The sequence below is a fragment of the Nocardia sp. NPDC049737 genome, assembly GCF_040674755.1.
GTDB lineage: Bacteria > Actinomycetota > Actinomycetes > Mycobacteriales > Mycobacteriaceae > Nocardia.
This window is the reverse complement of sequence record NZ_JBFANH010000004.1, coordinates 251,979-273,221: the sequence shown is the minus strand read 5'-3', so window position 1 is coordinate 273,221 and position 21,243 is coordinate 251,979. Positions and strand designations below refer to the sequence as shown.

Genomic DNA, 21,243 nt, shown 5'->3' with positions numbered 1-21,243 from the left:
GGTTCCGAAGAACCGGGGCGGACTCGTGATAAAGGCTCAGAAGACCAACCCGCGCAGGGCGAGGAAGCGCATACCGCCCACCGCGGCGGTGATGGCCAGAATGGCCGCGGCCTGGAACGTACCGCCCATACCTGGCATCCACACCTCGAGCGCGGCAAGTGCGGCGGTGGTGATCCCGAGTCCGACCAGCGCGAGCCCGCCGCCCTCCCACTGTGCGGTGAACCAGCCGACCCGACCCGCTGCGTGGAAGGTGAGCTGACGGTGCATTTCATTGGCGATCACGGTGCTCACGACCGAGCCCGCGATATTGGCGACCAGGGGACCGACGCCGTGCATCGCGAAGAACAGCAGGACATAGGCGACATTGCTGGAACCGCCGACCAGGGCGAAGCGGATCAGCTGAGCCAGCGCCCGATCGCCACGCAGATACTGCATCAACTGGCCGAACCGAGCGGCCGTCACCGACTGCAGCACCGGGTACGGTCCCGCCCACGGCGTGTACAGGCTGCTTGTCGGCAGAACCGCCGTCCGCGGTAGTTCCAGTACGGTCATTGTCTTTCCGATCCCACACGAGCCTTCGGTACGGACAACCGCGATGGTCATCGCAATCCGCCCGGTCGGCCTCCTCTATCCCCACAGTCCCGGTCAGGGCCTGCGATCCACTTAAGAAGATCTTGTCTGCGACCTTCCTGGACAAATGTAACACCAAGTGGAGACATATCCTCCACTTGTTTTTGTGGCGTACGAGACACCTACACGACACACCGGTGGGGGACTCGGCACGAGCCGTGACGAGAGGCACACTTGGCCTACGGCGGAAAGTTTCGCCGTAGGTCTGCACGAGAGTGGGGTAGGAGCATGTATCGCGTATTCGAAGCTCTCGACGAGCTGGTCGCCATCGTCGAAGAAGCGCGCGGCATCCCGCCCACCCGCGGCTGCATCGTGCCGCGCGGTGACGTGCTCGAACTGCTCGACGACGTGCGCGATGCACTGCCCGGCGAACTCGACGACGCCCAGGATGTGCTCGATCATCGCGACAAGATCGTCTCCGACGCCCGTTCGGCCGCCGAGACGACGGTGACGACCGCGAACGAACAGGCACACCAGACCATCGGATCGGCCCGCGAGGAGGCCGACCGGATCCTCGCCGACGCCAAGGCGCACGCCGACCGCATGGTCGCCGAGGCCAGCGCGCACGCCGACCACTTGGTGAATACCGCACAGGCCGAGGCCGACCGCGTCGTCGCCGACGGCAATGCCGAATTCGAGGCCGTGACCGGTAGGGCCCGCATCGAATCCGAGCGGATGATCGAGGCGGGCAAGGCATCCTATGCCCGTTCGGTCGCCGAAGGTGAGGCCGAGCGCGACCGCTTGGTCACACAGACCGAAGTGGTGCGGGCCGCGCATGCCGAATCGGCTCGATTGATCGACGGCGCTAACGAAGAGGCCGATCGGATGCGCGACGAATGTGACCAGTACGTCGACAGCAGGCTCGCCGACTTCGAGGAGACCCTCAACGCCACCTTGCGGACCGTGCGCGGCGGACGTCACCAATTGCGCTCGGGTGCGGGCGCTCCGGACTACGCGGCCGACTATCGCCGCTGAACCACCCCACCCGGCCCTTCGGCCCGCTCCAGCCGTGCGGCCCCTCGACATCCGTACTGTTGGCGAAGGTCGCCGGGCGGCACGGTCGGAACGACCCAGACGGTTTGGGTCTTCACCGTGCCCTCGCGTATTGTGGACTGGTTGCCCATTTCCCCTCGAATATGAAGTGAGTTCGTGATGTCCGCCGGTTCCGGTCCCGCTTCGCGTCCTCGTACGGCCGCACGCCGCACGCCGGACGCGGGTTTCGTGCTGGATGTCATCAGCCTGGGCCGCCGCCCAGGCACAATGAAAGCGCTGCATCGCGTGGTCACCATCGACGAGCGGATCGGGCTGGATCTGATCGCCATTCCGGTGGGCGCCGAGGTGGACCTCGATCTGCAGTTGCAGGCGGTGTCCGAAGGTGTGCTCGTCACCGGGACGGTCGCCGCACCGACAGCAGGGGAGTGCTCGCGCTGCCTCGAACCGTTCACCGGCACGGTGGATATTCAGCTCACGGAACTGTTCGCCTATCCGGACAGCGCCACCGAGCAGACCACCGAGGACGACGAGATCTACCGCATCGTGGACGACACGATCGACTTGGAACCGGTGATCACGGACCAGATCGGCCTGGAGCTGCCACTGCAGCCGCTGTGCACTCCGGACTGCGCGGGCCTGTGTCCGGAATGCGGTGTCCGGATGGCGATTGCGGGTTCCGGCCACGGGCATGAGATACTTGACCCTCGCTGGGCCGGGTTGGCGAAGTTCGCCGCCGAGTCGCCCGGCAACGGCAGCCCCAATGCGGGTGCCAACCCAGACGTTTAGACCAGACCAGTAAGACCATGCTGCCTAACTGGCGAGCAATAGGACAAGAGGAGAAGTAGTCGTGGCCGTTCCCAAGCGCCGGATGTCCCGTTCCAACACCAGGTCGCGGCGCAGCCAGTGGAAGGCCACCGCGCCGACCCTGATCACGTGCCCGAACCGCGCCTGCGGCGAGAAGACGCTGCCGCATATCGCATGCCCCTCCTGCGGCACCTACAAGGGCCGCCAGGTCACCGCTGCTGTCTGATCGTTCGACCTGTCGTATCGACGTGACCGCCAGCAAGGACGAACCCGGCGCGTCCGGTGAACATGCGAGCCTGCTCGCGGCGCTCGGCGTCGACGTGCGGGCCGATTTGCTGCGCCTGGCGCTGACGCACCGGTCGTACGCATACGAGAACGGCGGGCTGCCGACCAACGAGCGTCTGGAATTCCTGGGCGACTCGGTCCTGGGCCTGAGCATCACCGAGCGGCTCTACCATGAGCACCCGGACAAGTCCGAGGGCGAACTGGCCAAGCTGCGGGCGAGCGTGGTGAATATGCACGCGCTCGCCGAGGTGGCGCGCGGGCTCGGCGAAGGCGGGCTCGGCGTGCACCTGCTGCTCGGTAAGGGCGAAGAGCTCACCGGCGGCCGGGATAAGCCCAGCATCCTCGCCGATGGCATGGAGTCGCTGCTCGGTGCGGTCCATCTCGAGCACGGTATCGATATCGCGCGCGAGGTGGTGCTGCGCCTGTTCGCCGACCTACTCGAGCGCGGCCCGCGGATGGGCGCCGGACTCGACTGGAAGACCAGCCTGCAGGAGCTCACCGCCGAACGTGGCCTCGGCGTGCCCAGCTACGAGATCACTTCGACCGGCCCCGACCACGACAAGGAATTCACCGCGACCACCGTGATCGGCGGTCGTCCGTTTGGTCAGGGTGTCGGCCGCTCCAAGAAGGAAGCCGAGCAGAAGGCCGCTGGCGCCGCCTATCAGGCGCTGACCGACAGTATCTAATTTGCGGTGCCTACGGCACCGCGTATTCGCGGCCCCCGGCGTCTCGCTTCCGAGTGGCCGAGACTCGCGACGGCGTCGGATGCGCTTCGGCCACCCGGATGCGAGACAGGCCGCGAACGGGTGCTCGTAAGACTCGCGCGTGGTCGATAGGAGTGCTTGATGCCCGAGTTGCCCGAGGTCGAGGTCGTCCGGCGCGGACTCGCCGCACATGTTGTCGGGCGGGTCGTCGAATCCGTCACGGTGACCCATCTCAGGTCGGTGCGCCGCCATCTCGAAGGCGCGGACGATCTGACGGCCCGGTTGAAGGGTCTGCGGGTCTGCGCCGCCGAGCGTCGCGGCAAATACCTGTGGCTCACCTTCGACGATCCGGACACCTCGCTCGTCGTCCATCTCGGTATGAGCGGGCAGATGCTCGTGCGGTCCGCCGATGCTCCGGTGGAGAAGCACGCGCATATACTCGCGACTCTCGACGACGGCACGCAATTGCGCTTCGTCGATCAGCGCACCTTCGGCGGCTGGGCGCTCGCACCGCTGGTCGAGGTCGACGGCACCTTGGTGCCCGAGCCCGTCGCACATATCGCCCGGGATCCACTGGACCCGCGCTATGACCCAGAGGCCGTGGTGGCAGCGGTACGCGCCAAACAAACCGAGATCAAGCGGGTGTTGCTGGATCAGACCGTGATCTCCGGCGTCGGCAATATCTATGCCGACGAATCACTGTGGCGGGCCAAGATCCACGGCAACCGGCTCGCATCCGGCCTGACCAGACCCGCCGTACGCACCCTGCTCACCGCGGTCGGCGTGGTGATGGAGGAGGCGCTCGCGGCCGGTGGCACCTCGTTCGACGCCCTATATGTCGATGTCAACGGCCAATCCGGTTACTTCGAACGTTCGCTCGCGGTCTACGGGCGCGAGGACGAACCCTGCCGTCGCTGTGGTGCGCCCATCCTGCGGGAGAAGTTCATGAATCGTTCTTCGTACTCCTGCCCGCGCTGCCAACCGAAGCCCCGTCGCCGTTAGGGTTGGCGAGCTACCGTTCTTTTAGGCGGTTAGACCGGCCGTGGAGGAAGGACTTATGCGCAAGCTCACCTACTACGTCGCATCGACTATCGACGGGTTCATCGCCACCGAGGAGGGGTCGGTCGACTTCTTCCCGGTCGGTGGTGATCACGGCCCGGCGATCACCGCGCAGTACCCGGAGACCCTGCCGACGAAGGTGCGGGAGGCCCTCGGCATAGATAAGCGCAACCGTTACTTCGACACCGTGCTGATGGGTCGCAAGACCCACGATTTCGGCGTGCGGACCGGAACCTCCAGCCCGTATTCGCATCTGCGTCAATTCGTCGTGTCGACGACGTTGCCCGAGAGCCCGGATCCGTCGGTTGAGCTCATCTCGGCCGATCCGCTCGCCACAGTGCGAGAGTTGAAGCGGGACAACGGACTCGGGATCTGGCTGTGCGGCGGCGGGGAATTGGCGCAGGTGTTGCTGCCGGAGATCGATCAGATCTTCCTGAAGCTGTACCCGGTCGTACTCGGCAGTGGCCGTCCGCTGTTCGGTGCCGGCCCGCGCCTGCCCGAGGCGGCCCGCTTCCGGGTGATCACCAGCCGGGTTTTCGAGGACGGCGTCGCCTTCGTGAAGTACAGCCGGATTCGGTAACCGCTGTGGCGGAAGACGATTCGATCGCCGCTCCGGGTCCGGTGGAGGCGCTGCGCGAAATCGGCTTCTGGCTGGAACGCGCACGGGCGCAAACACATCGGGTGAAGGCGTATCGGCGGGCTGCCGACATCGTGGCGCAGCTGCCCGAGGGCGAGCGGGCGATCCATCGGGCGGCGCACAGTTGGCAAGAACTCGCGGGGATCGGCCCCAAGACCGCCGCCGTCATCGAGCAGGCGTATTCCGGTGTGGTACCGGACTATTTGAGCGAACTGCGCAAGGCCGCGCAGCCCATCGGGGGACCGGGCAAGCCCATGCGGGCCCAGTTGCGCGGCGATCTGCACACCCACTCCGACTGGTCCGACGGCGGCAGTCCGATCGCGGAGATGATGGGAGTCGCGGCCGCGCTCGGACACGAATACTGCGCGCTGACCGATCATTCGCCGCGGTTGACCGTCGCCAACGGACTTTCGGCCGACCGATTGCGGCGGCAGTTGGATGTGGTCGCCGAGCTGAACGAACGAGTCGCGCCATTCCGAATTCTCACCGGAATCGAGGTGGACATCCTCGACGACGGGGCCCTGGATCAGCACAGCGATCTGCTCGCCGAACTCGATATCGTTGTGGCCAGCGTACATTCGCATCTGCGTGCCGACAGCGAGGCTATGACCAAGCGCATGGTGTATGCGGTGGCGAATCCGAATGTGGATGTGCTGGGCCACTGCACCGGCAGACTGATCGCGGGGCAGCGGGGGCTGCGGCCGGAGTCGAGTTTCGATGCCGAACTCGTCTTCGAGGCGTGCCGGAGTTACGGGACAGCGGTGGAGATCAACAGCCGGCCCGAACGGCTCGATCCGCCGTCGCGACTGCTGCGGATGGCGGTCGAGATGGGATGCTATTTCTCGATCGACACCGATGCGCATGCCCCTGGTCAGTTGGACTGGCTGGGTTACGGCTGCGAGCGCGCTGTCGCGAACGATGTTGCGGCGGAACGGGTTATCAACACTTGGCCAACCGAGAAGCTGCTTGCCTGGACCAAATCGCCAGCCGGGGACGTGGTTTGATCGTCGCTTCAGCACGAGCAGGCCGACCTGTTCGGAGATGATTTCGGCGCCAGCTTCCGACCATCCGGTTAACTGTTGCCGAACACTGGTGCGGGATCTGCGAGGATGCCCGATGACGTTCGAGAATGGTTGACACACAGATCTCTTGGGGGTGGCGGCGTCGGTGGGTGGCTTTCCGATCGAAATCGTGCTCGGACTCATCGGTATCGCGGTGCCGGTCATCGCATTCCTGTGGGAGTTCGTGTTCGTCGGACGCAAGGAACTCGGCTATCGGGTCCAGATGGATACGCCGGTCACCGGTGAGATCGAGTCGGTCTTTCCTGGAGTGCTGCCGCAGCTGCGCCCGGCGCAGGACGGTGTGAGTCCCCCGCTGAAGGATCTGTCGGTTGTCCTGGTCCGCATCGAAAACAGCGGTGCGACACCGATCGACACGCACGACTACCAAGCACCGGAGGCGGGCCGGGTCGGCCTGCATCTGAACTTTCCACAGCGCCGGGTCATCGGTATGGCGGTGACCGAGCTGAGCGACCAGGGGCTGGCCGATTCGCTGGGCCGTGATTCGGGCATCGCGGTTCGCGAGGATACGGTCGGACATATCGGTGCCATTGATCTGCCGAGAGTGCCGCTCAATCGCGGCGATCACTACAAGATCCTGGCCATCCTGCAACGTTCGGAGGGCACGGGAGAGTATCCGGATCCGGTGCTGAGCGGCGGCATCAAGGGTGGACGGATCATCGAAACCCAGAGCCGTACCGGCATTTCGCGAGTGATGGTGGCGCTCACGGCCTTCCTGGTCGTGGTGATCGTCGTCCAGCTCCTGGTCGCCGTGCTGGCGCCCGATCCGACGCCATTGGATTGTGCCGCGGGCAAACTCTCGGTAGTCGGCTCCTCGGCCTTCGAACCGGTCATTCGCGATGCGGCCGCGCAGTATGGGAAGCGTTGCACCGGAGCGGAATTCGCCTTCGGTTTCGAGGGCACCGAACGCGGACTCGACCAGCTCGCCGAGGAGGGCGAGGACGATCCCGACCTGCTCACGATCAGCGACGGACCGAAAGGTGATGGCTACCAACCGCTGCTGGCACGCCCGCTGGCGCTATCGCTGTTCACCATGATCGTGCACAAGGATGTCGGCGTCACCAACCTCACCGTCGCCCAGATCCAGGATCTGTATCAGGGCCGGATCACCAACTGGCGCGATGTCGGCGGTGCCGATCTGCCGGTCGTGCTGGTCAATCGGATACCGGGATCGGGCACTCGAAATACGTTGGAGCGCAGGTTACTCGGCGGTCCGCAGCCCGATCGGCCGCACGTCAGCTGTGTTGCGATCAAGGATGGCGCACCCGCGACAGCCAGATATTGCGATGTGCAGGTAACCAAGGATATGCAGAAGGCGGTGAGCGATCTCCCAGGTGCGATCGGCTACAGCGAGTTCTCCGAGGCGGTGAAGGTAGGAGCCACGACCCTCACCGTCAATGGCGTAGCGGCCGGTCGCGACGCCGCCGTCAACCGCAGCTATCCGTTCTGGGGTGTCGAATACGCCTACAGCTACGGCGAACTCCCCGGCGATTCGCTCGGTGCGAGCTTCATACACTTCCTGACCGATCTGACCGGTAAGGATGTGTTGCGCGAGCATGGCAACGAGCCCTGTAGCGAGCTTCCTGATCGGGCCCGCTGCCTGCCGTCTTCGTAACGTTGTCACAGACTCGGCGGCTATCTCGTCCTACTCGGGTAAGCGATTTCGAGAGAGGACGACCTATGTCACGTATGAAGCTCGCCGAGGCGGCGCCCGAGATCTACCAGGCCTGGTACGCCGCCGAGCAGGCCATCCGCCGCGGACCACTGGATTCGACGGTGCGTGAGCTGGTGAAGATCCGCGTTTCCCAGATGAATGGCTGCCTGTTCTGCATCGATATGCACACCACCGATGCGCGGATGGCGGGCGAGACCGAACAGCGGATCTACTACCTCAATGCCTGGCGTGAGTCGGTGAAGTTCACCGAGGTCGAACGAGCCGCCCTTGCCTACGCGGAGGCCGTCACCAGACTTGGTGAACACGGTGTCAGCGATGAAATCTGGGCCGAGGTGGAGAAGAACTTCGACGAGGGCGCGCGGGCCGGTCTGGTCGCGGTCACCGCGATGATCAACCTGTGGAACCGGATCGGGGTGCCGCTGCGCATGCAGCCCGCCTCGGCGGCCGAGTCGTGAGTCAGTCGTCCGAGGGCATGATCGGTCTGCTGAAGAATTCCTCGACGGGAACCGGACCGGTGTAGCGTCGGCAACCGCACTGCACCCATACGGGCCCGCCGTAGGTCTTGCGGACCAGCTCGGCATGGCAGGTGCCCGCCTCCGGATCGTGCAGCGCCAGGTCGTGGCCACAGCCGCACCGGGCGACTGCGGCTGCAGCGGGCGAGCGCCTGCCGAACCGGCCTACGGCCCAGCCGGCACCCGCGATTGCGGCTCCGACGGCGAGAGTGATGGGATCGAACATGCTCATATTATATGTATGCGTATAATGAGATGGTAGAGCAATCGCGCACCGGATTTGTTCGCTCACCCCGTTCGAAATATGCAATTTTGCGATAAGTCCCCTTGATGCCAAAGTCGGATAATGGGCTATTTTATCCCAAATGCTGAGATTTCAGACCGACTGCGTGGTTTGAGCATCCAGAAATAAGGTACGTCTGTGTGCGGCCCCCCTGTTCATGCCAAGCGGCGTGACCAGGCCAACCAAGCCTTCATGGACGGCGGTGCAGGCTTCAGTCTCCACCTCCGCCGCGGCGGCCAACACGTTCGGCGCCCAGCGCACCGAAGTGCTGGGTGGATGTGCACAAGGTTGTCCCTGGAAGGATGGTCATGAGCGCAGGTCTAATCGCGCCGAATTCGGCGCCCATTGCCGCTTCGGATTTGCTGTCTACCGATCACGTCGGTGAACGATTCCGCATTGCGATGGTTGTTCCGCCATACTTCGACGTACCGCCGAAGGCCTATGGCGGAGTCGAGGCCGTCGTCGCCGATTTGGTCGACGCCTTGGTCGCACGCGGGCACGACGTGACATTGTTCGGCGCCGGCGAGCCCGGTACCACGGCGAAATTCGTTCCGGTTTGGGATCGCGCGTTACCCGAACGGCTCGGCGAGCCGTTTCCCGAGGTCGTGCACGCTCTGAAGGTGCGAAGGGCGATCGAACAGGTTGCCGCCACCTCGGGCGTGGATCTGGTGCACGACCACACCTTTGCCGGACCACTGAATGCCCCGGCATATATGGGACTGGGCTTGCCGACAGTGGTGACCGTGCACGGCCCGGTCGACGAGGGCGACTGCTACCACTACTACCGCGAATTGGGCCAGGAAGTATCGCTGGTCGCGATCAGTGATCGGCAGCGCGAATTGGCGCCCGATCTGAATTGGGTCGGTCGCGTACACAATGCACTGCATGTCGACCAGTGGCCGTACCAAACCGAAAAAGGCGACTACGCACTGTTTCTCGGCCGCTTCACCGCAACCAAGGGCACGCATCTGGCATTGCAAGCCGCGCACGAGGCCGGTATTCCTCTGGTGCTCGCGGGCAAATGCAGTGAGGCACCCGAGCGGGCGTATTTCGAGAAACATGTGCGCCCACTGATCACCGAGCGCGATCATCTTTTCGGACTCGCGGATGCGCAGGCCAAGCGCAAACTGCTCGCGGGTGCGCGTTGCTTGTTGTTCCCGATCGACTGGGAGGAACCGTTCGGCATGGTGATGATCGAAGCGATGGTCTGCGGTACGCCGGTGGTGGCGCTTCGCGGCGGAGCCGTTGCCGAGGTCGTCGTCGATGGTGTGACCGGCCGGATCTGTGATGATCCGTCCGAGCTGCCCGCGGCGATCGCCGAAGCGAGCCAGATGGATCCGGCCGCATGCCGCGCACACGTCGAGGCGAACTTCGGCGCTGGCACGCTCGGGCGCGGCTACGAGCAGGTCTATCACCAGCTCCTGCGTTCGCGGCGTCATGCGCGCGCGGCACTGCTGCTCGATAAGACGGTGCCGGTCCGTATTCCCGCCAGCGAACGCGTATGACCACAGACGCCGGCGTCGCGTCGAATCCCGCACCGCTGAATTCCGGTGAGCCGACCGGTCTCGGCGGTTGTGGAAGTTCGGTGACCTTGGTCGAGGGCGGAACCTTCTGCCTATCGAATCGGCTCGGTGATGTCGAACCGGGACACCCGCACGGGTTGTTCTTTCGCGACGCCCGCGTCATCTCCCGCTGGGAACTGCTGGTGGACGGCAAACCTGCCGAATCACTGTCGGTGCTCAGCCCAGAGGCGTTCGCCGCCAGATTCGTGCTGCGCCGGCCACCGCAGGCCGGACAGGTCGATAGCACCCTGCTCGTGGTGCGCGAACGCCTCATCGCCGACGGCATGCACGAGATTCTGACGCTGGAGAATATGGGCCGCGAGGCCACCGCGGTCACCCTGGAATTGCATGTCGACGCTGATTTCGTCGATCTGTTCGCGGTCAAGGAGGGCCGCGTAGCGCACGGCCGCGCCGAGGTCGCCGTGGCCGAAGGCGAACTGCTGCTGCACGACCGCACCGATCGGATGCGCGGGCTCACGGTCTCGGCGACCGTCGAGCCCGCTGTTCTGCCCGGCACCCTGCTCTGGCGGGTGGTCGTGCTGCCCGGCGAACGCTGGCAAACCGAGATCGTGGCCCAGCCGACCGTCGGTAATCAGCGCGTCCAGGCGCCATTGGCGCCGGGGGAGCACCATGGGCTCAGCGCGCCGAGCCGCAAGATGGCGGCATGGCGACACACCGCGACGAAGATCACTTCCGCGGATCCCGTTCTCACCCAGGTACTTCGCCGCTCGGAAAGCGACTTGGGCGCCTTGCAGATCCACGACGAATCCGGCGAAGGCCGTCCGTTCGTGGCCGCGGGTGCGCCCTGGTTCATGACCCTGTTCGGCCGCGACAGTTTGCTCACAGCGTGGATGGCGCTTCCTTTGGAAGTGGATCTCGCGCTGGGCACACTGCAGCAGTTGGCCGAAATGCAAGGGCAGTGTATCGATCCGCTCACCGAGGAGGAGCCGGGACGGATCATGCACGAAATGCGCCGCGGCCCGGCCAGCGGGCATGTGCTCGGTGGCAGTACCTATTACGGAAGCGCGGATGCCACACCGCTTTTCATCATGTTGCTGGCGGAATGTCATCGGTGGGGCGCGGATTCGGAGGTGATCAGGGAACTGCTGCCCGCCGCCGACGCCGCGGTGCGGTGGATCACCGATTACGGCGATCGTGACGGCGACGGCTTCGTCGAATATCGCCGTGCCACCGATCGCGGCCTGGTCAATCAGGGTTGGAAGGACAGTTTCGACGGAATCAACGATGCTGCGGGACATCTCGCGGAGGCGCCGATCGCGCTGTGCGAAGTGCAGGGCTATGCGTATGCCGCACTGCTGTCCCGCGCGGAATTGGCCGAGGCATTCGACGATCAGCGCGCCGCGACCCGGTTACGCGAGCGGGCCGCCGAACTGCGAGGTAAATTCGCCGAACAGTTCTGGTTGCCGCAACAGGGGTGGTACGCGGTCGCACTCGACGGCGGCAAACGGCAGGTCGACGCGCTGACGAGCAATGTGGCGCATTGTCTTTGGACCGGTATCGCCAGTGACGAGCACGCCGCCGAAATGGTCGGGCGGCTCTCCGGACCCGAAATGGACACCGGCTTCGGGCTGCGCACACTCGCCTCGTCGATGGGTGCCTACAACCCGATGAGCTACCACTGTGGATCGGTCTGGCCGCACGATACCGCGATCGCCGTCGCGGGCTTGCTACGCTACCGGCAGGTGCCGGGCGCGGTCGAGCTCGCCACCCGGCTGGCGGGCGGATTACTCGATGCGGCAGCCTCTTTCGGCGGTCGGCTGCCCGAGCTGTACTGCGGATTCCCGCGCGATCAGTTCGCCGCTCCGGTCCCATATCCCACTTCCTGTTCACCGCAGGCGTGGGCCAGCGCGGCACCGCTATTGCTGGTGCGCTCGTTCCTCGGATTGGATCCGGCCGCGCCGTCGCACACGCTCACTGTCAGACCGCAGCTGCCGCCGCAGTGGGGCACGGTCACTTTGAGTGATCTGCGATTGGGTTCGGCGACCGTGGATCTCGAGGCCGAGGGCGATCAGGTCACCACCGTGCGTCTGCCCGATGATTGGCAGATCACGCGATGAACGGCGCCGAATCGGGTAATCCACCACCGTAAGGACATTGGTTTGCTTCTCCACTGAATACCAGCAGGCTGGAGGTGCACAATGCAGACATCACTGGATCGCCGGGATCTGTGGAGCAGTCAGCACCGTGATTGCAGTGCCGAGCCCATGGATCTCGATCTCGACCTGGCGCGTTTCATCTGCAGTACGCATGCGGGCCATGGCCCGGACTGCCACCAGTATCTCGCCGCATCGGCGTATTGCTTCGCCTGCGTCGAGGACAACTGAACAGAATCGACCGAGCGCCCATTCCCATCGGGAATGAGCGCTCGGGTCGTTAGCCGCGCAACGGGTATCGCTTGTCGAGATCGAGGTTCAGCCCGACCACATCGACGCGCGGTTCACCGAGGAAGCCAAGGGTCCGGCCATCGGTGTGCGCGTCGACGAGTGTGCGCACCTGATCCTCGGAGATATTGCGGGCCTTGGCGATTCGCGTGACCTGGATGGCCGCGTACCGCGGCGTGATGTGCGGGTCGAGACCGCTGCCGCTGGCGGTGACCGCGTCGGTGGGTACTGGTGTGTTGGTTGCGGCGTCGCCGTAGATCGGGACGATGCGGCCGGCCGAGTAGTCCTCGCCCGGTTTGGCGCACTCGACTTCGACACCGTTGTAGGTGTCCAGGAATGGTGTCGTCGGGCATGCTTCGTTGACGCTGATGACCTGCACTGGTTGCGAGACCTCGCCGTCGGTGTCGCGTGGACCGATCACTGAAAGCACCGCGCCGACACCGTCTTTGGTGCAGAACGGGCGGCTGCCGTCGACCGCCTCACGGTCGCCGACCTCCTTGCTGCGCGCGCAGACGGTGGAGAGCTGGCTCAGTTTCACCTTGTCCGGATCGGAGTCGAGGGTGTCGACGATGCTTTCCGGGCCGAGGTTGGACGCGGCGGTGGACAGTGGATCGTAGCCGTCACCGGCTGCGGAGGGGCGGCTTTGGAAGTACTGCGCCAGCACATTGCCGTGTTTATCGGTGAAGGACTGCCCGATCAGGCTGGAGCCCACTGTCTTTCCGTCGACGGTGATCAGCGAGCCCTCGGCTTTGTCGTGCAGGCCGGGCAACTGAGCGACCGCGAAAACCGCTAGCGGATAGACGATTCCGGTGATCGCGGTGAGCACCAGCAGCGCACGCAACGCGGCCAGATGCTGCCGGATCCAGGTTGACATACGCATATCAGGACATCCCGGGGAGGAGTTGGACAACGAGGTCGATGAGTTTGATGCCGATGAACGGTGCGATGATGCCGCCGAGGCCGTAGATGGTCAGGTTGCGGCTCAACAGTTTCGACGCATGGGTCGGTGTGTAGTTCACCCCGCGCAGCGCCAATGGGATCAGCGCGATGATGACGAGTGCGTTGAAGATGACCGCCGACAGGATCGCCGACTGCGGGCTGGCCAGCCGCATGATGTTGAGCGCGTCGAGGCCGGGGAACAGTGCGATGAACAGCGCGGGCAGGATCGCGAAGTACTTGGCGATGTCGTTGGCGATCGAAAAAGTGGTCAGCGCGCCACGGGTGATGAGCAGCTGTTTGCCGATCTCCACGATCTCGATGAGCTTGGTCGGATCCGAATCCAGATCGACCATGTTCCCGGCTTCCTTGGCCGCGGAGGTGCCGGTGTTCATCGCGACGCCCACGTCGGCCTGTGCCAGTGCCGGAGCGTCGTTGGTGCCGTCACCGGTCATCGCGACCAGCCTGCCGCCGTCCTGCTCCTGTTTGATCAGGGCCAGCTTGTCTTCCGGCGTGGCTTCGGCGAGGAAGTCGTCCACGCCCGCCTCATCGGCGATCGCCTTGGCGGTCAACGGGTTGTCGCCGGTGATCATGACGGTGCGGATGCCCATGCGGCGCATCTCGTCGAAACGCTCCCGCATGCCCTGCTTGACGACGTCCTTGAGGTGGATGACACCGAGCAGCCGGGCCGTGCCATCGTTGACCTCACCGACCACCAGTGGCGTACCACCGGAGGTCGAGACGCCATCGACGATCACGCCGATCTCGGTAGGTACGTCCCCTCCTTGTGCGCGAACCCATTCGGTGACCGCGCTGGCCGCACCTTTGCGCAGTTGGTGCCCGTCCTGAAGGTTCACGCCGGACATGCGGGTCTGGGCGGTGAATTCCACCCAGGTCGCGCCGGTCAGCTCGCCCGGGGTGCGTTCGCGTTTGTTGAACGCCTGCTTGGCGTAGACGACGATGGAGCGACCCTCGGGGGTCTCGTCGGCGAGGCTGGAAAGCTGTGCGGCATCGGCCAGTTCGTCATCCGGAACGCCGGGTACCGGAACGAATTCCGAGGCTTGGCGGTTGCCGAGTGTGATGGTGCCGGTCTTGTCCAGCAGCAGGGTGTTCACGTCGCCGGCGGCCTCGACCGCGCGGCCGGACATAGCCAGTACGTTGCGCTGGACCAGGCGGTCCATACCCGCGATGCCGATGGCCGAGAGCAGTGCTCCGATGGTGGTCGGGATCAGGCAGACCAGCAGCGAGACCATGACAATGCCGGTGATGCCGTGCACATCGAGTGCCGAAGTATCCGTAACGCCAGGGTTGTTCGCCTTGGAAAAGATAGCCAGCGGCTGCAGGGTGACCACCGCGAAGACGAAGATGATCGTCAGCGAGGCGAGCAGGATGTTCAGCGCGATTTCGTTCGGCGTCTTCTGCCGGGAAGCACCTTCGACGAGGGCGATCATCTTGTCGATGAAGCTCGCGCCCGGCTCCTGGGTGATCTTCACGACGATCCGATCGGACAGGACCGTGGTGCCGCCGGTGACGGCCGAGCGGTCACCGCCGGATTCCCGGATGACCGGGGCGGATTCGCCGGTGATGGCCGATTCGTCCACCGAGGCGATGCCTTCCACGACATCGCCGTCACCGGGGATGATCTGCCCCGCCTCGACGACGACATAGTCGCCGCGCTGCAGTTCGGGCGCGCTGACCTTCTCCTCGACGATTCTGGCGCCGGGCGACCAGTCGACCAGTCGCCGAGCAACGGTGTCGGTCTTCGCCTTACGCAGGGTGTCGGCTTGTGCCTTGCCGCGGCCCTCGGCGACTGCTTCGGCGAGGTTGGCGAAGATCACGGTGAGCCACAGCCACACCACGATCGCCCACGCGAAGAAGCTGGGGTCGGTGATCGCGAGGATCGTCGACCAGACCGCGCCGATCTCGACGATGAACATCACCGGGTTGCGCCACATGGTGCGCGGGTCGAGCTTGCGCGCGGCATCCGGCAGCGATGTCAGCAGCATCTTCGGGTCGAGCGCGCCACGCGGGACACGACCGCGGTTGTGTTCCAGCCGCTTCTTCGACTCGTTGAACTCGTCCGGAACGCTGGTGATTTCAGTAGTGGGACTGGTCATTTCAGTGGATTCCTTCAGCGAGCGGCCCGAGTGCGAGTGCGGGCAGGAAGGTGAGCGCGACCAAGATCACCGTCACACCGACGACCATGCCGACGAACTGCGGCCGGTGCGTCGGTAGCGTGCCGATCGACTCGGGAGTGGTGCCCTGCTGGGCCAGCGAACCTGCGAGCGCGAGCACGAAGATCATCGGCAGGAACCGCCCGAAAACCATGGCCAGGCCGAGCGCGGTGTTGTACCACTCGGTATTTCCGGTCAGACCCGCGAAGGCGGACCCGTTGTTATTCGCCGCGGATGTGAAGGCGTACAACACCTCTGAGAGTCCGTGCGGCCCGCTGTTGGCCATGCTCGCCCGCTGGTCCGGCATTGCCATGGCGACGGCGGTGCCGACGAGCACGATCAGCGGGCTGATCAAGAAGTACGACGCGGCGAGCTTGATTTCGCGCGGGGTGATCTTCTTGCCCAGGTACTCCGGCGTGCGCCCGACCATCAGACCGGCCACGAAGACGGTGATCACCGCGAGGATGAGCATGCCGTACAGACCCGAGCCGGTACCACCGGGCGCGACCTCACCCAACTGCATGTTGAACATCGTCATCATGCCACCGAGGCTGGTGTACGAGTCGTGGAAGGAGTCGACGGCACCGGTCGAGGTCAGCGTGGTCGCGGTGGCGAAGGTCGCGGAATCGGCGACGCCGAACCGCGTTTCGACACCCTCCATGGACGCGCCGATCGCCGTCGGCACGGTCCCATGGTGCTGCAGCTGGAAGAAGTTCTGCAAGGTCACGCTGATAAGCGCGATGGTGCCCATCACGGCCACGATCGCGTAGCCCTGCTTCTTGCTGCCGACCATGCGACCGAACGTGCGCGGCAGCGAGAAGCTGATCACCAGCAGCAGGAAGATTTCCAGCCAGTTGGTCCAGGCGTTGGGGTTCTCGAACGGATGCGCGGAGTTCGCGTTATAGAAGCCGCCACCATTGGTGCCGAGTTCCTTGATGACCTCCTGGCTGGCCACCGGCCCGCCGGTGATCGTCTGCTCGCTACCGTTCAGCGTCTGCGCGACCTGATCGTGCAGGTGGAAATTCTGGATGGCGCCACCGGCGATGAGCACGATCGCGAAAACGAACGCGAACGGCAACAGGATGCGGATAGTACCGCGCACCAGATCCACCCAGAAGTTGCCGAGTTCGCCGGTATGCCGGCGGGCGAAGCCGCGCACCAGCGCGACCGCCACTGCGATACCGACAGCCGCCGAGACGAAGTTCTGCACCGCGAGACCGGCCATCTGCACCAGGTGACCCTGGGTCGACTCACCGGAGTAGTTCTGCCAATTCGTATTCGTCACGAAACTGATGGCGGTGTTCCACGCCAGCGCCGGTGTCATCTCGGTGCCCGGATCGTTCAGGTGCAGCGGCAGCTTGCCCTGGATCAGCTGGAAGAAGAACAGGAACAGCACGCTGACTGCGGAGAACGCCAGCACACTGCGGGCGTAGACGCCCCAGCTCTGCTCGACCTCGGGCTGTACGCCGATGGCCTTGTAGATCACCCGCTCCGCACGGGAGTGTTTCTTGGCGTTGTACACCCGGAACATGTAGTCACCCAGCGGCACATGCACCAAGGCGAGCGCGATGATCAGGGACGCCAGGAAGGCGATCCCCGCTGTGGTCGTGTTCACCTAGAACCTCTCGGGGAAAAGCAGAGCCGCGACCATGTAGACGGCGACGAGAACGGCCAGAATCAAGCCGACCAGGTTCGCGATCACAGCTTCTCCACCCCCCGCTGGATCAGACCCAGCAGCGCGAAGATCGCCACGGTGAGCACCGTGAACACCACGACAGACATTTACACAACCTCCATTGGCGCTCCCTGTATGGAGCGCGACAGGGTGAGTCAAGCGGTCATTCGAGCTGGTGCGGAGCGTGTTTACGGGTCCTTAGCGGCCCATTGATCAGCATTGACGCTTCGTTTACGGGTATGGGCTCGGGCACTCGGTGAAAGGATGCCGTCAAGGTAGGCGGACAACCCGTCAACACACCGTAAAGATCCAGATAGGCGGCCGATACGGGAGTAGAAATTCATCGACCGGTTGTGCGGGGGCTTCCAACGCGACCGGCTTCCTGTCGGTTGGTGAAGGGATCGTCATGTCGGGTGTCGCAGTCGCGGTGATCGTCGGATTTATCTTGTGCGCCTTGGGTATTCGCGCGTTGTCGACTCTGGTGGAGGGAAGGGGCGCGACGTCCTGGCATCCGGACGTCGCGACAGACTCGGTACGGATGTCCGGCGACACGCCGTACCGCGCGATGATGGACGAGTGAAACGCGGGCAACTGCGCATCTACCTCGGTGCGGCACCGGGGGTCGGCAAGACCTACGCCATGTTGGCCGAGGCTCATCGCCGACTCGAACGCGGCCGCGACGTGGTAGCTGCGGTAGTGGAGACACACGGCCGAGCCAAAACCGCGGAACTGCTGGCGGGCATCGAGCGGATTCCACCGCGCATGGTGGCCTATCGCGGCACGACGCTGCCCGAACTCGATGTGGAAGCGGTGCTGCGCCGCGCACCGGCGGTGGCGCTGGTCGACGAACTCGCGCACACCAACGCGCCGGGGAGCAAACACGCCAAGCGTTGGCAGGACGTCGAGGATTTGCTGGCCGCGGGCATCGATGTGATCTCGACGGTCAATGTGCAGCATCTGGAGAGCCTCAACGACGTCGTCGAGCAGATCACCGGCATCCAGCAGAAGGAAACCGTGCCCGATGCCGTGGTGCGCAGCGCCGACCAGGTCGAACTGGTCGATATCACGCCGGAGGCGTTGCGGCGCAGGCTGTCTCACGGCAACGTGTACGCCGCCGACAGGGTCGACGCGGCGCTGCGCAACTACTTCCGGCCCGGCAATCTCACCGCCCTGCGCGAATTGGCGCTGCTGTGGCTGGCCGATCAGGTCGACGCCGCATTGGCGAAATACCGGGCCGACCACAAGATCACTGAGCTGTGGGAGGCGCGCGAACGTGTCGTCGTCGCGGTGACCGGCGGTCCCGAATCGGAGACGGTGGTGCGCCGGGCTGGCCGCATCGCCACCAAATCCAGCGCCGACCTGATCCTGCTGCATGTGGTGCGCGGCGATGGACTTGCCGGGGTGTCGACCGAACGGCTGGCACGGCTGCGGGAATTCGCCGCGAGTCTGGATGCCTCGCTGCATACGGTCACCGGTGACGATGTGCCGAATACGCTGCTGGAATTCGCCCGCGAGGTGAATGCGACCCAGTTGGTGCTCGGCACGTCCCGGCGCTCGCGCTGGGCGCGCATGCTCGACGAGGGCATCGGCTCCGCCGTGGTACAGGCATCCGGCAAGATCGATGTGCACATGGTCACGCACGAGGAGGCAAACCGAGGGCTGCGCCGCTATTCGCTGATGCCGCGCCAGCCGATCCGCGCATGGCTCGCGGCGGTGCTGGTTCCGGTGGCGGTCTCGGCCGTCTGCTCCTTCTTTCTGGACGGATATCTGCAGCTCGGCGGGCTCAGTGCGGTGTTCTTCATCGGCGTCGTCGCGGTGGCGTTATTGGGTGGCGTTGTGCCAGCGGCACTTTCGGCGCTGCTGTCGGGCATGCTGTTGAACTGGTTCTTCGTCGATCCGCGCTACAGCTTGACCATCGCCGAACCGGACAGCTTCGTCACGGTGGCGGTGTTGCTGATCGTCGCGGTGGCGGTCGCGGCGCTGGTCGATGTGGCCGCCAAACAGACCCGTCAGGCGCGCCGAGCCTCCCAGCAGGCCGAGTTGCTGACCCTGTTCGCCGGAGCCGTGCTGCACGGTGCGGATCTGCCCAAGCTGCTGGAATATGTGCGCGAGACCTACGGGCTTCGCGCGGTCAGCATGCAGTGCGGTGACGAGGTGATCGCGGCGGTCGGCACGAGTCCGCCGCAGCGGGCCTCCGAGGCCGAAACCGCGATTCAGGCGGGCGATGCGATGAGCTGGCTGCTGTTGGCCGGACGTCCCCTCGCCGCGACCGACCGTCCGGTGCTCAACGCGGTCGCCAATCAGGCGGCCGGACTGGTCCGCCAGTCCCGGCTGGCCGAGGAAGCCAGCGCCGCCGCGGCCCTGCTCGAGGCCGACCGGTTGCGCCGGGCGCTGCTGTCCGCGGTGAGCCACGATCTACGCACACCGCTGGCCGGGGCCAAGGCCGCGGTTTCCAGTCTGCGCAGTGACGACATCGAGTTCTCGCCCGAGGACACCGTCGAATTGCTGGAAACCATCGAGGAATCGGTGGATCAGCTGACCGCGCTGGTCGGCAATCTGCTCGACTCGTCGCGTCTGGCGGTCGGTGTGGTGCAGCCGCAGTTCCGTCGGGTGTACATGGATGAGGTCGTGCATCAGGCGCTGGTGAGCGTCGGGATGGGCGCGCGCGGACTGCGGCGCGCGGCGATGGATCGGGTCAAGGTGGAGGTCGGCGAGGTTTCGGTGCGGGCAGATAGCGGCCTGCTCGAGCGGGTGCTGGCCAATCTGATCGATAACGCACTTCGGCATTCGACCCGTGATTCGCCTGTTCGGGTCACCGCGGAACGCGACGGCGACCAGGTGTCGATCGCCGTGGTCGATCTGGGTCCCGGTGTCCCGCCGGGCACCGAGGAGCAATTATTCGAGCCTTTCCAGCGGCTCGGCGATCGTGACAACACCTCGGGGGTAGGGCTCGGCCTGTCGGTGGTGCGCGGCTTCGTCGAGGCGATGGGCGGCACCGTGCACGCCGAACCGACACCGGGCGGAGGATTGACGATGATCGTGGACCTGCCTGCCGATGAAACCGAGGTGAGCAGCTGATGATGAGCACAACGACGCCGCGGACCGCACAGGAAGTCGTGATGACCGACAAGAAGCAGGAAGCACCGTCGACGAAGGTGCTTGTGGTCGATGACGAACCGCAGATCGTGCGCGCACTGCGCATCAATTTGTCGGTCCGCGGCTATGAGGTGATCACCGCGGGCACCGGCGCGGCGGCATTGCGAGCGGCCGCCGATAAGCATCCCGATGTGGTCATCCTGGATCTGGGCCTGCCCGATATGGACGGTATCGAGGTACTGGCCGGACTGCGCGGCTGGTCCGCGGCACCGGTGATCGTGCTCTCGGCGCGTACCGATTCGACCGACAAGGTGGAGGCGCTGGATGCGGGCGCGGACGACTATGTCACCAAGCCGTTCGGCATGGATGAGCTGCTCGCTCGGCTGCGGGCCGCGGTCCGCCGCGGCGCGACCGATACCGATACTTCGGATCCGGTGGTGGTGACGTCCTCGTTCACCGTCGACCTGAGCGCGAAGAAGGTCACCAGGAACGGTGAACCGGTGCATCTGACCCCGACCGAGTGGGGGATGCTCGAGATGCTGGTGCGCAACCGCGGCAAACTCGTCGGGCGGCGCGAGCTGCTGCGCGAGGTGTGGGGGCCGTCGTACGCCACCGAAACGCATTATCTGCGGGTGTATCTCGCGCAGTTGCGGCGCAAGCTCGAGATCGACCCGTCGAATCCGAAGCATCTGCTGACCGAGGCCGGAATGGGGTACCGATTCCAGGAGTGATGTCTC

21 protein-coding genes are annotated in these 21,243 nt (G+C 64.9%); 15 read left to right on the top strand and 6 right to left on the bottom strand.

The genetic code is table 11. The features are described from left to right. Positions 1–36 precede the first annotated feature (36 nt). Positions 37–552, bottom strand: a complete 516-nt coding sequence (locus AB0J47_RS08045; RefSeq protein ID WP_364341806.1) for a GtrA family protein — start codon at positions 550–552, stop codon at positions 37–39. Between the two features lie 306 nt (positions 553–858). Here AB0J47_RS08045 and AB0J47_RS08040 point away from each other — a divergent pair, with 306 nt between their 5' ends. The 9 genes from AB0J47_RS08040 (at position 859) to AB0J47_RS08000 (ending at position 8,321) form a co-directional block, all read left to right on the top strand. Continuing rightward, the gene (locus tag AB0J47_RS08040) at positions 859–1,605 is read left to right on the top strand and encodes a DivIVA domain-containing protein (RefSeq protein ID WP_364341804.1); all 747 of its coding nucleotides are present in this window, start codon (positions 859–861) and stop codon (positions 1,603–1,605) included. Positions 1,606–1,782: 177 nt separating this feature from the next. Further along, a complete protein-coding gene (locus AB0J47_RS08035; RefSeq protein WP_364341802.1) occupies positions 1,783–2,409 on the top strand; it encodes a DUF177 domain-containing protein in 627 nt (208 codons plus the stop codon). 61 nt (positions 2,410–2,470) lie between these two features. Then, positions 2,471–2,653, top strand: a complete 183-nt coding sequence (gene rpmF / locus AB0J47_RS08030; RefSeq protein ID WP_014987105.1) for a 50S ribosomal protein L32 — start codon at positions 2,471–2,473, stop codon at positions 2,651–2,653. A gap of 22 nt (positions 2,654–2,675) precedes the next feature. Further along, a complete protein-coding gene (gene rnc / locus AB0J47_RS08025) occupies positions 2,676–3,398 on the top strand; it encodes a ribonuclease III (protein WP_364341800.1) in 723 nt (240 codons plus the stop codon). A 159-nt stretch (positions 3,399–3,557) separates the two neighbouring features. Next, positions 3,558–4,418 (top strand): bifunctional DNA-formamidopyrimidine glycosylase/DNA-(apurinic or apyrimidinic site) lyase, encoded by an 861-nt coding sequence (mutM, locus tag AB0J47_RS08020; protein WP_364341798.1) that lies wholly within the window; start codon positions 3,558–3,560, stop codon positions 4,416–4,418. 55 nt (positions 4,419–4,473) lie between these two features. Next, complete coding sequence (locus AB0J47_RS08015) at positions 4,474–5,055, top strand: dihydrofolate reductase family protein (protein WP_364341796.1); 582 nt, start codon at positions 4,474–4,476, stop codon at positions 5,053–5,055. A gap of 5 nt (positions 5,056–5,060) precedes the next feature. After that, positions 5,061–6,116, top strand: coding sequence for a PHP domain-containing protein (locus AB0J47_RS08010; RefSeq protein ID WP_364341794.1), 1,056 nt, complete (start codon positions 5,061–5,063; stop codon positions 6,114–6,116). Positions 6,117–6,279: 163 nt separating this feature from the next. Then, on the top strand, positions 6,280–7,806 hold the full coding sequence (locus AB0J47_RS08005) for a substrate-binding domain-containing protein (protein ID WP_364341792.1): 1,527 nt from the start codon (positions 6,280–6,282) through the stop codon (positions 7,804–7,806). 65 nt (positions 7,807–7,871) lie between these two features. Next, on the top strand, positions 7,872–8,321 hold the full coding sequence (locus tag AB0J47_RS08000; protein ID WP_364341790.1) for a carboxymuconolactone decarboxylase family protein: 450 nt from the start codon (positions 7,872–7,874) through the stop codon (positions 8,319–8,321). 1 nt (position 8,322) lies between these two features. Here AB0J47_RS08000 and AB0J47_RS07995 read toward each other — a convergent pair whose 3' ends face one another. Next, the gene (locus tag AB0J47_RS07995; RefSeq protein ID WP_364341788.1) at positions 8,323–8,604 is read right to left on the bottom strand and encodes a hypothetical protein; all 282 of its coding nucleotides are present in this window, start codon (positions 8,602–8,604) and stop codon (positions 8,323–8,325) included. A gap of 458 nt (positions 8,605–9,062) precedes the next feature. Between AB0J47_RS07995 and AB0J47_RS07990 the strand changes: the two genes are divergently transcribed. The 3 genes from AB0J47_RS07990 (at position 9,063) to AB0J47_RS07980 (ending at position 12,568) form a co-directional block, all read left to right on the top strand. Then, complete coding sequence (locus AB0J47_RS07990; protein WP_364342050.1) at positions 9,063–10,166, top strand: glycosyltransferase family 4 protein; 1,104 nt, start codon at positions 9,063–9,065, stop codon at positions 10,164–10,166. Continuing rightward, positions 10,163–12,301 (top strand): glycogen debranching N-terminal domain-containing protein, encoded by a 2,139-nt coding sequence (locus AB0J47_RS07985; RefSeq protein WP_364341786.1) that lies wholly within the window; start codon positions 10,163–10,165, stop codon positions 12,299–12,301. The genes AB0J47_RS07990 and AB0J47_RS07985 overlap by 4 nt, the downstream gene beginning before the upstream one ends. A gap of 81 nt (positions 12,302–12,382) precedes the next feature. Continuing rightward, positions 12,383–12,568, top strand: coding sequence for a hypothetical protein (locus tag AB0J47_RS07980; RefSeq protein ID WP_364341784.1), 186 nt, complete (start codon positions 12,383–12,385; stop codon positions 12,566–12,568). 49 nt (positions 12,569–12,617) lie between these two features. Here AB0J47_RS07980 and AB0J47_RS07975 read toward each other — a convergent pair whose 3' ends face one another. The 4 genes from AB0J47_RS07975 to AB0J47_RS07960 all read right to left on the bottom strand — a co-directional run bounded on the left by AB0J47_RS07975 (position 12,618) and on the right by AB0J47_RS07960 (position 17,437). Continuing rightward, entirely contained in the window at positions 12,618–13,505 is an 888-nt protein-coding gene (locus tag AB0J47_RS07975; RefSeq protein WP_364341782.1) for a potassium-transporting ATPase subunit C, read from the bottom strand. A gap of 1 nt (position 13,506) precedes the next feature. Beyond that, complete coding sequence (gene kdpB, locus AB0J47_RS07970; protein WP_364342047.1) at positions 13,507–15,567, bottom strand: potassium-transporting ATPase subunit KdpB; 2,061 nt, start codon at positions 15,565–15,567, stop codon at positions 13,507–13,509. Positions 15,568–15,679: 112 nt separating this feature from the next. Then, positions 15,680–17,350 carry a potassium-transporting ATPase subunit KdpA gene (gene kdpA / locus AB0J47_RS07965; protein WP_364341780.1) on the bottom strand — a complete coding sequence of 557 codons (1,671 nt, stop codon included), beginning with the start codon at positions 17,348–17,350 and terminating at the stop codon, positions 15,680–15,682. Next, a complete protein-coding gene (locus AB0J47_RS07960; protein ID WP_364342044.1) occupies positions 17,351–17,437 on the bottom strand; it encodes a potassium-transporting ATPase subunit F in 87 nt (28 codons plus the stop codon). It lies immediately after the preceding gene. 379 nt (positions 17,438–17,816) lie between these two features. On the opposite strand from AB0J47_RS07960, the gene AB0J47_RS07955 reads away from it, so the two are divergent. Genes AB0J47_RS07955 through AB0J47_RS07945 form a run of 3 tightly spaced genes read left to right on the top strand, consistent with a single transcriptional unit; the run spans position 17,817 to position 21,237 of the window. Beyond that, positions 17,817–17,990: a hypothetical protein gene (locus tag AB0J47_RS07955; protein ID WP_364341778.1), complete on the top strand. Its 174-nt coding sequence runs from the start codon at positions 17,817–17,819 to the stop codon at positions 17,988–17,990. Further along, positions 17,987–20,488 (top strand): sensor histidine kinase KdpD, encoded by a 2,502-nt coding sequence (locus AB0J47_RS07950; RefSeq protein ID WP_364341776.1) that lies wholly within the window; start codon positions 17,987–17,989, stop codon positions 20,486–20,488. The genes AB0J47_RS07955 and AB0J47_RS07950 overlap by 4 nt, the downstream gene beginning before the upstream one ends. Before the next feature lie 41 nt (positions 20,489–20,529). Next, a complete protein-coding gene (locus AB0J47_RS07945; RefSeq protein ID WP_364342042.1) occupies positions 20,530–21,237 on the top strand; it encodes a response regulator in 708 nt (235 codons plus the stop codon). Positions 21,238–21,243: the final 6 nt, after the last annotated feature.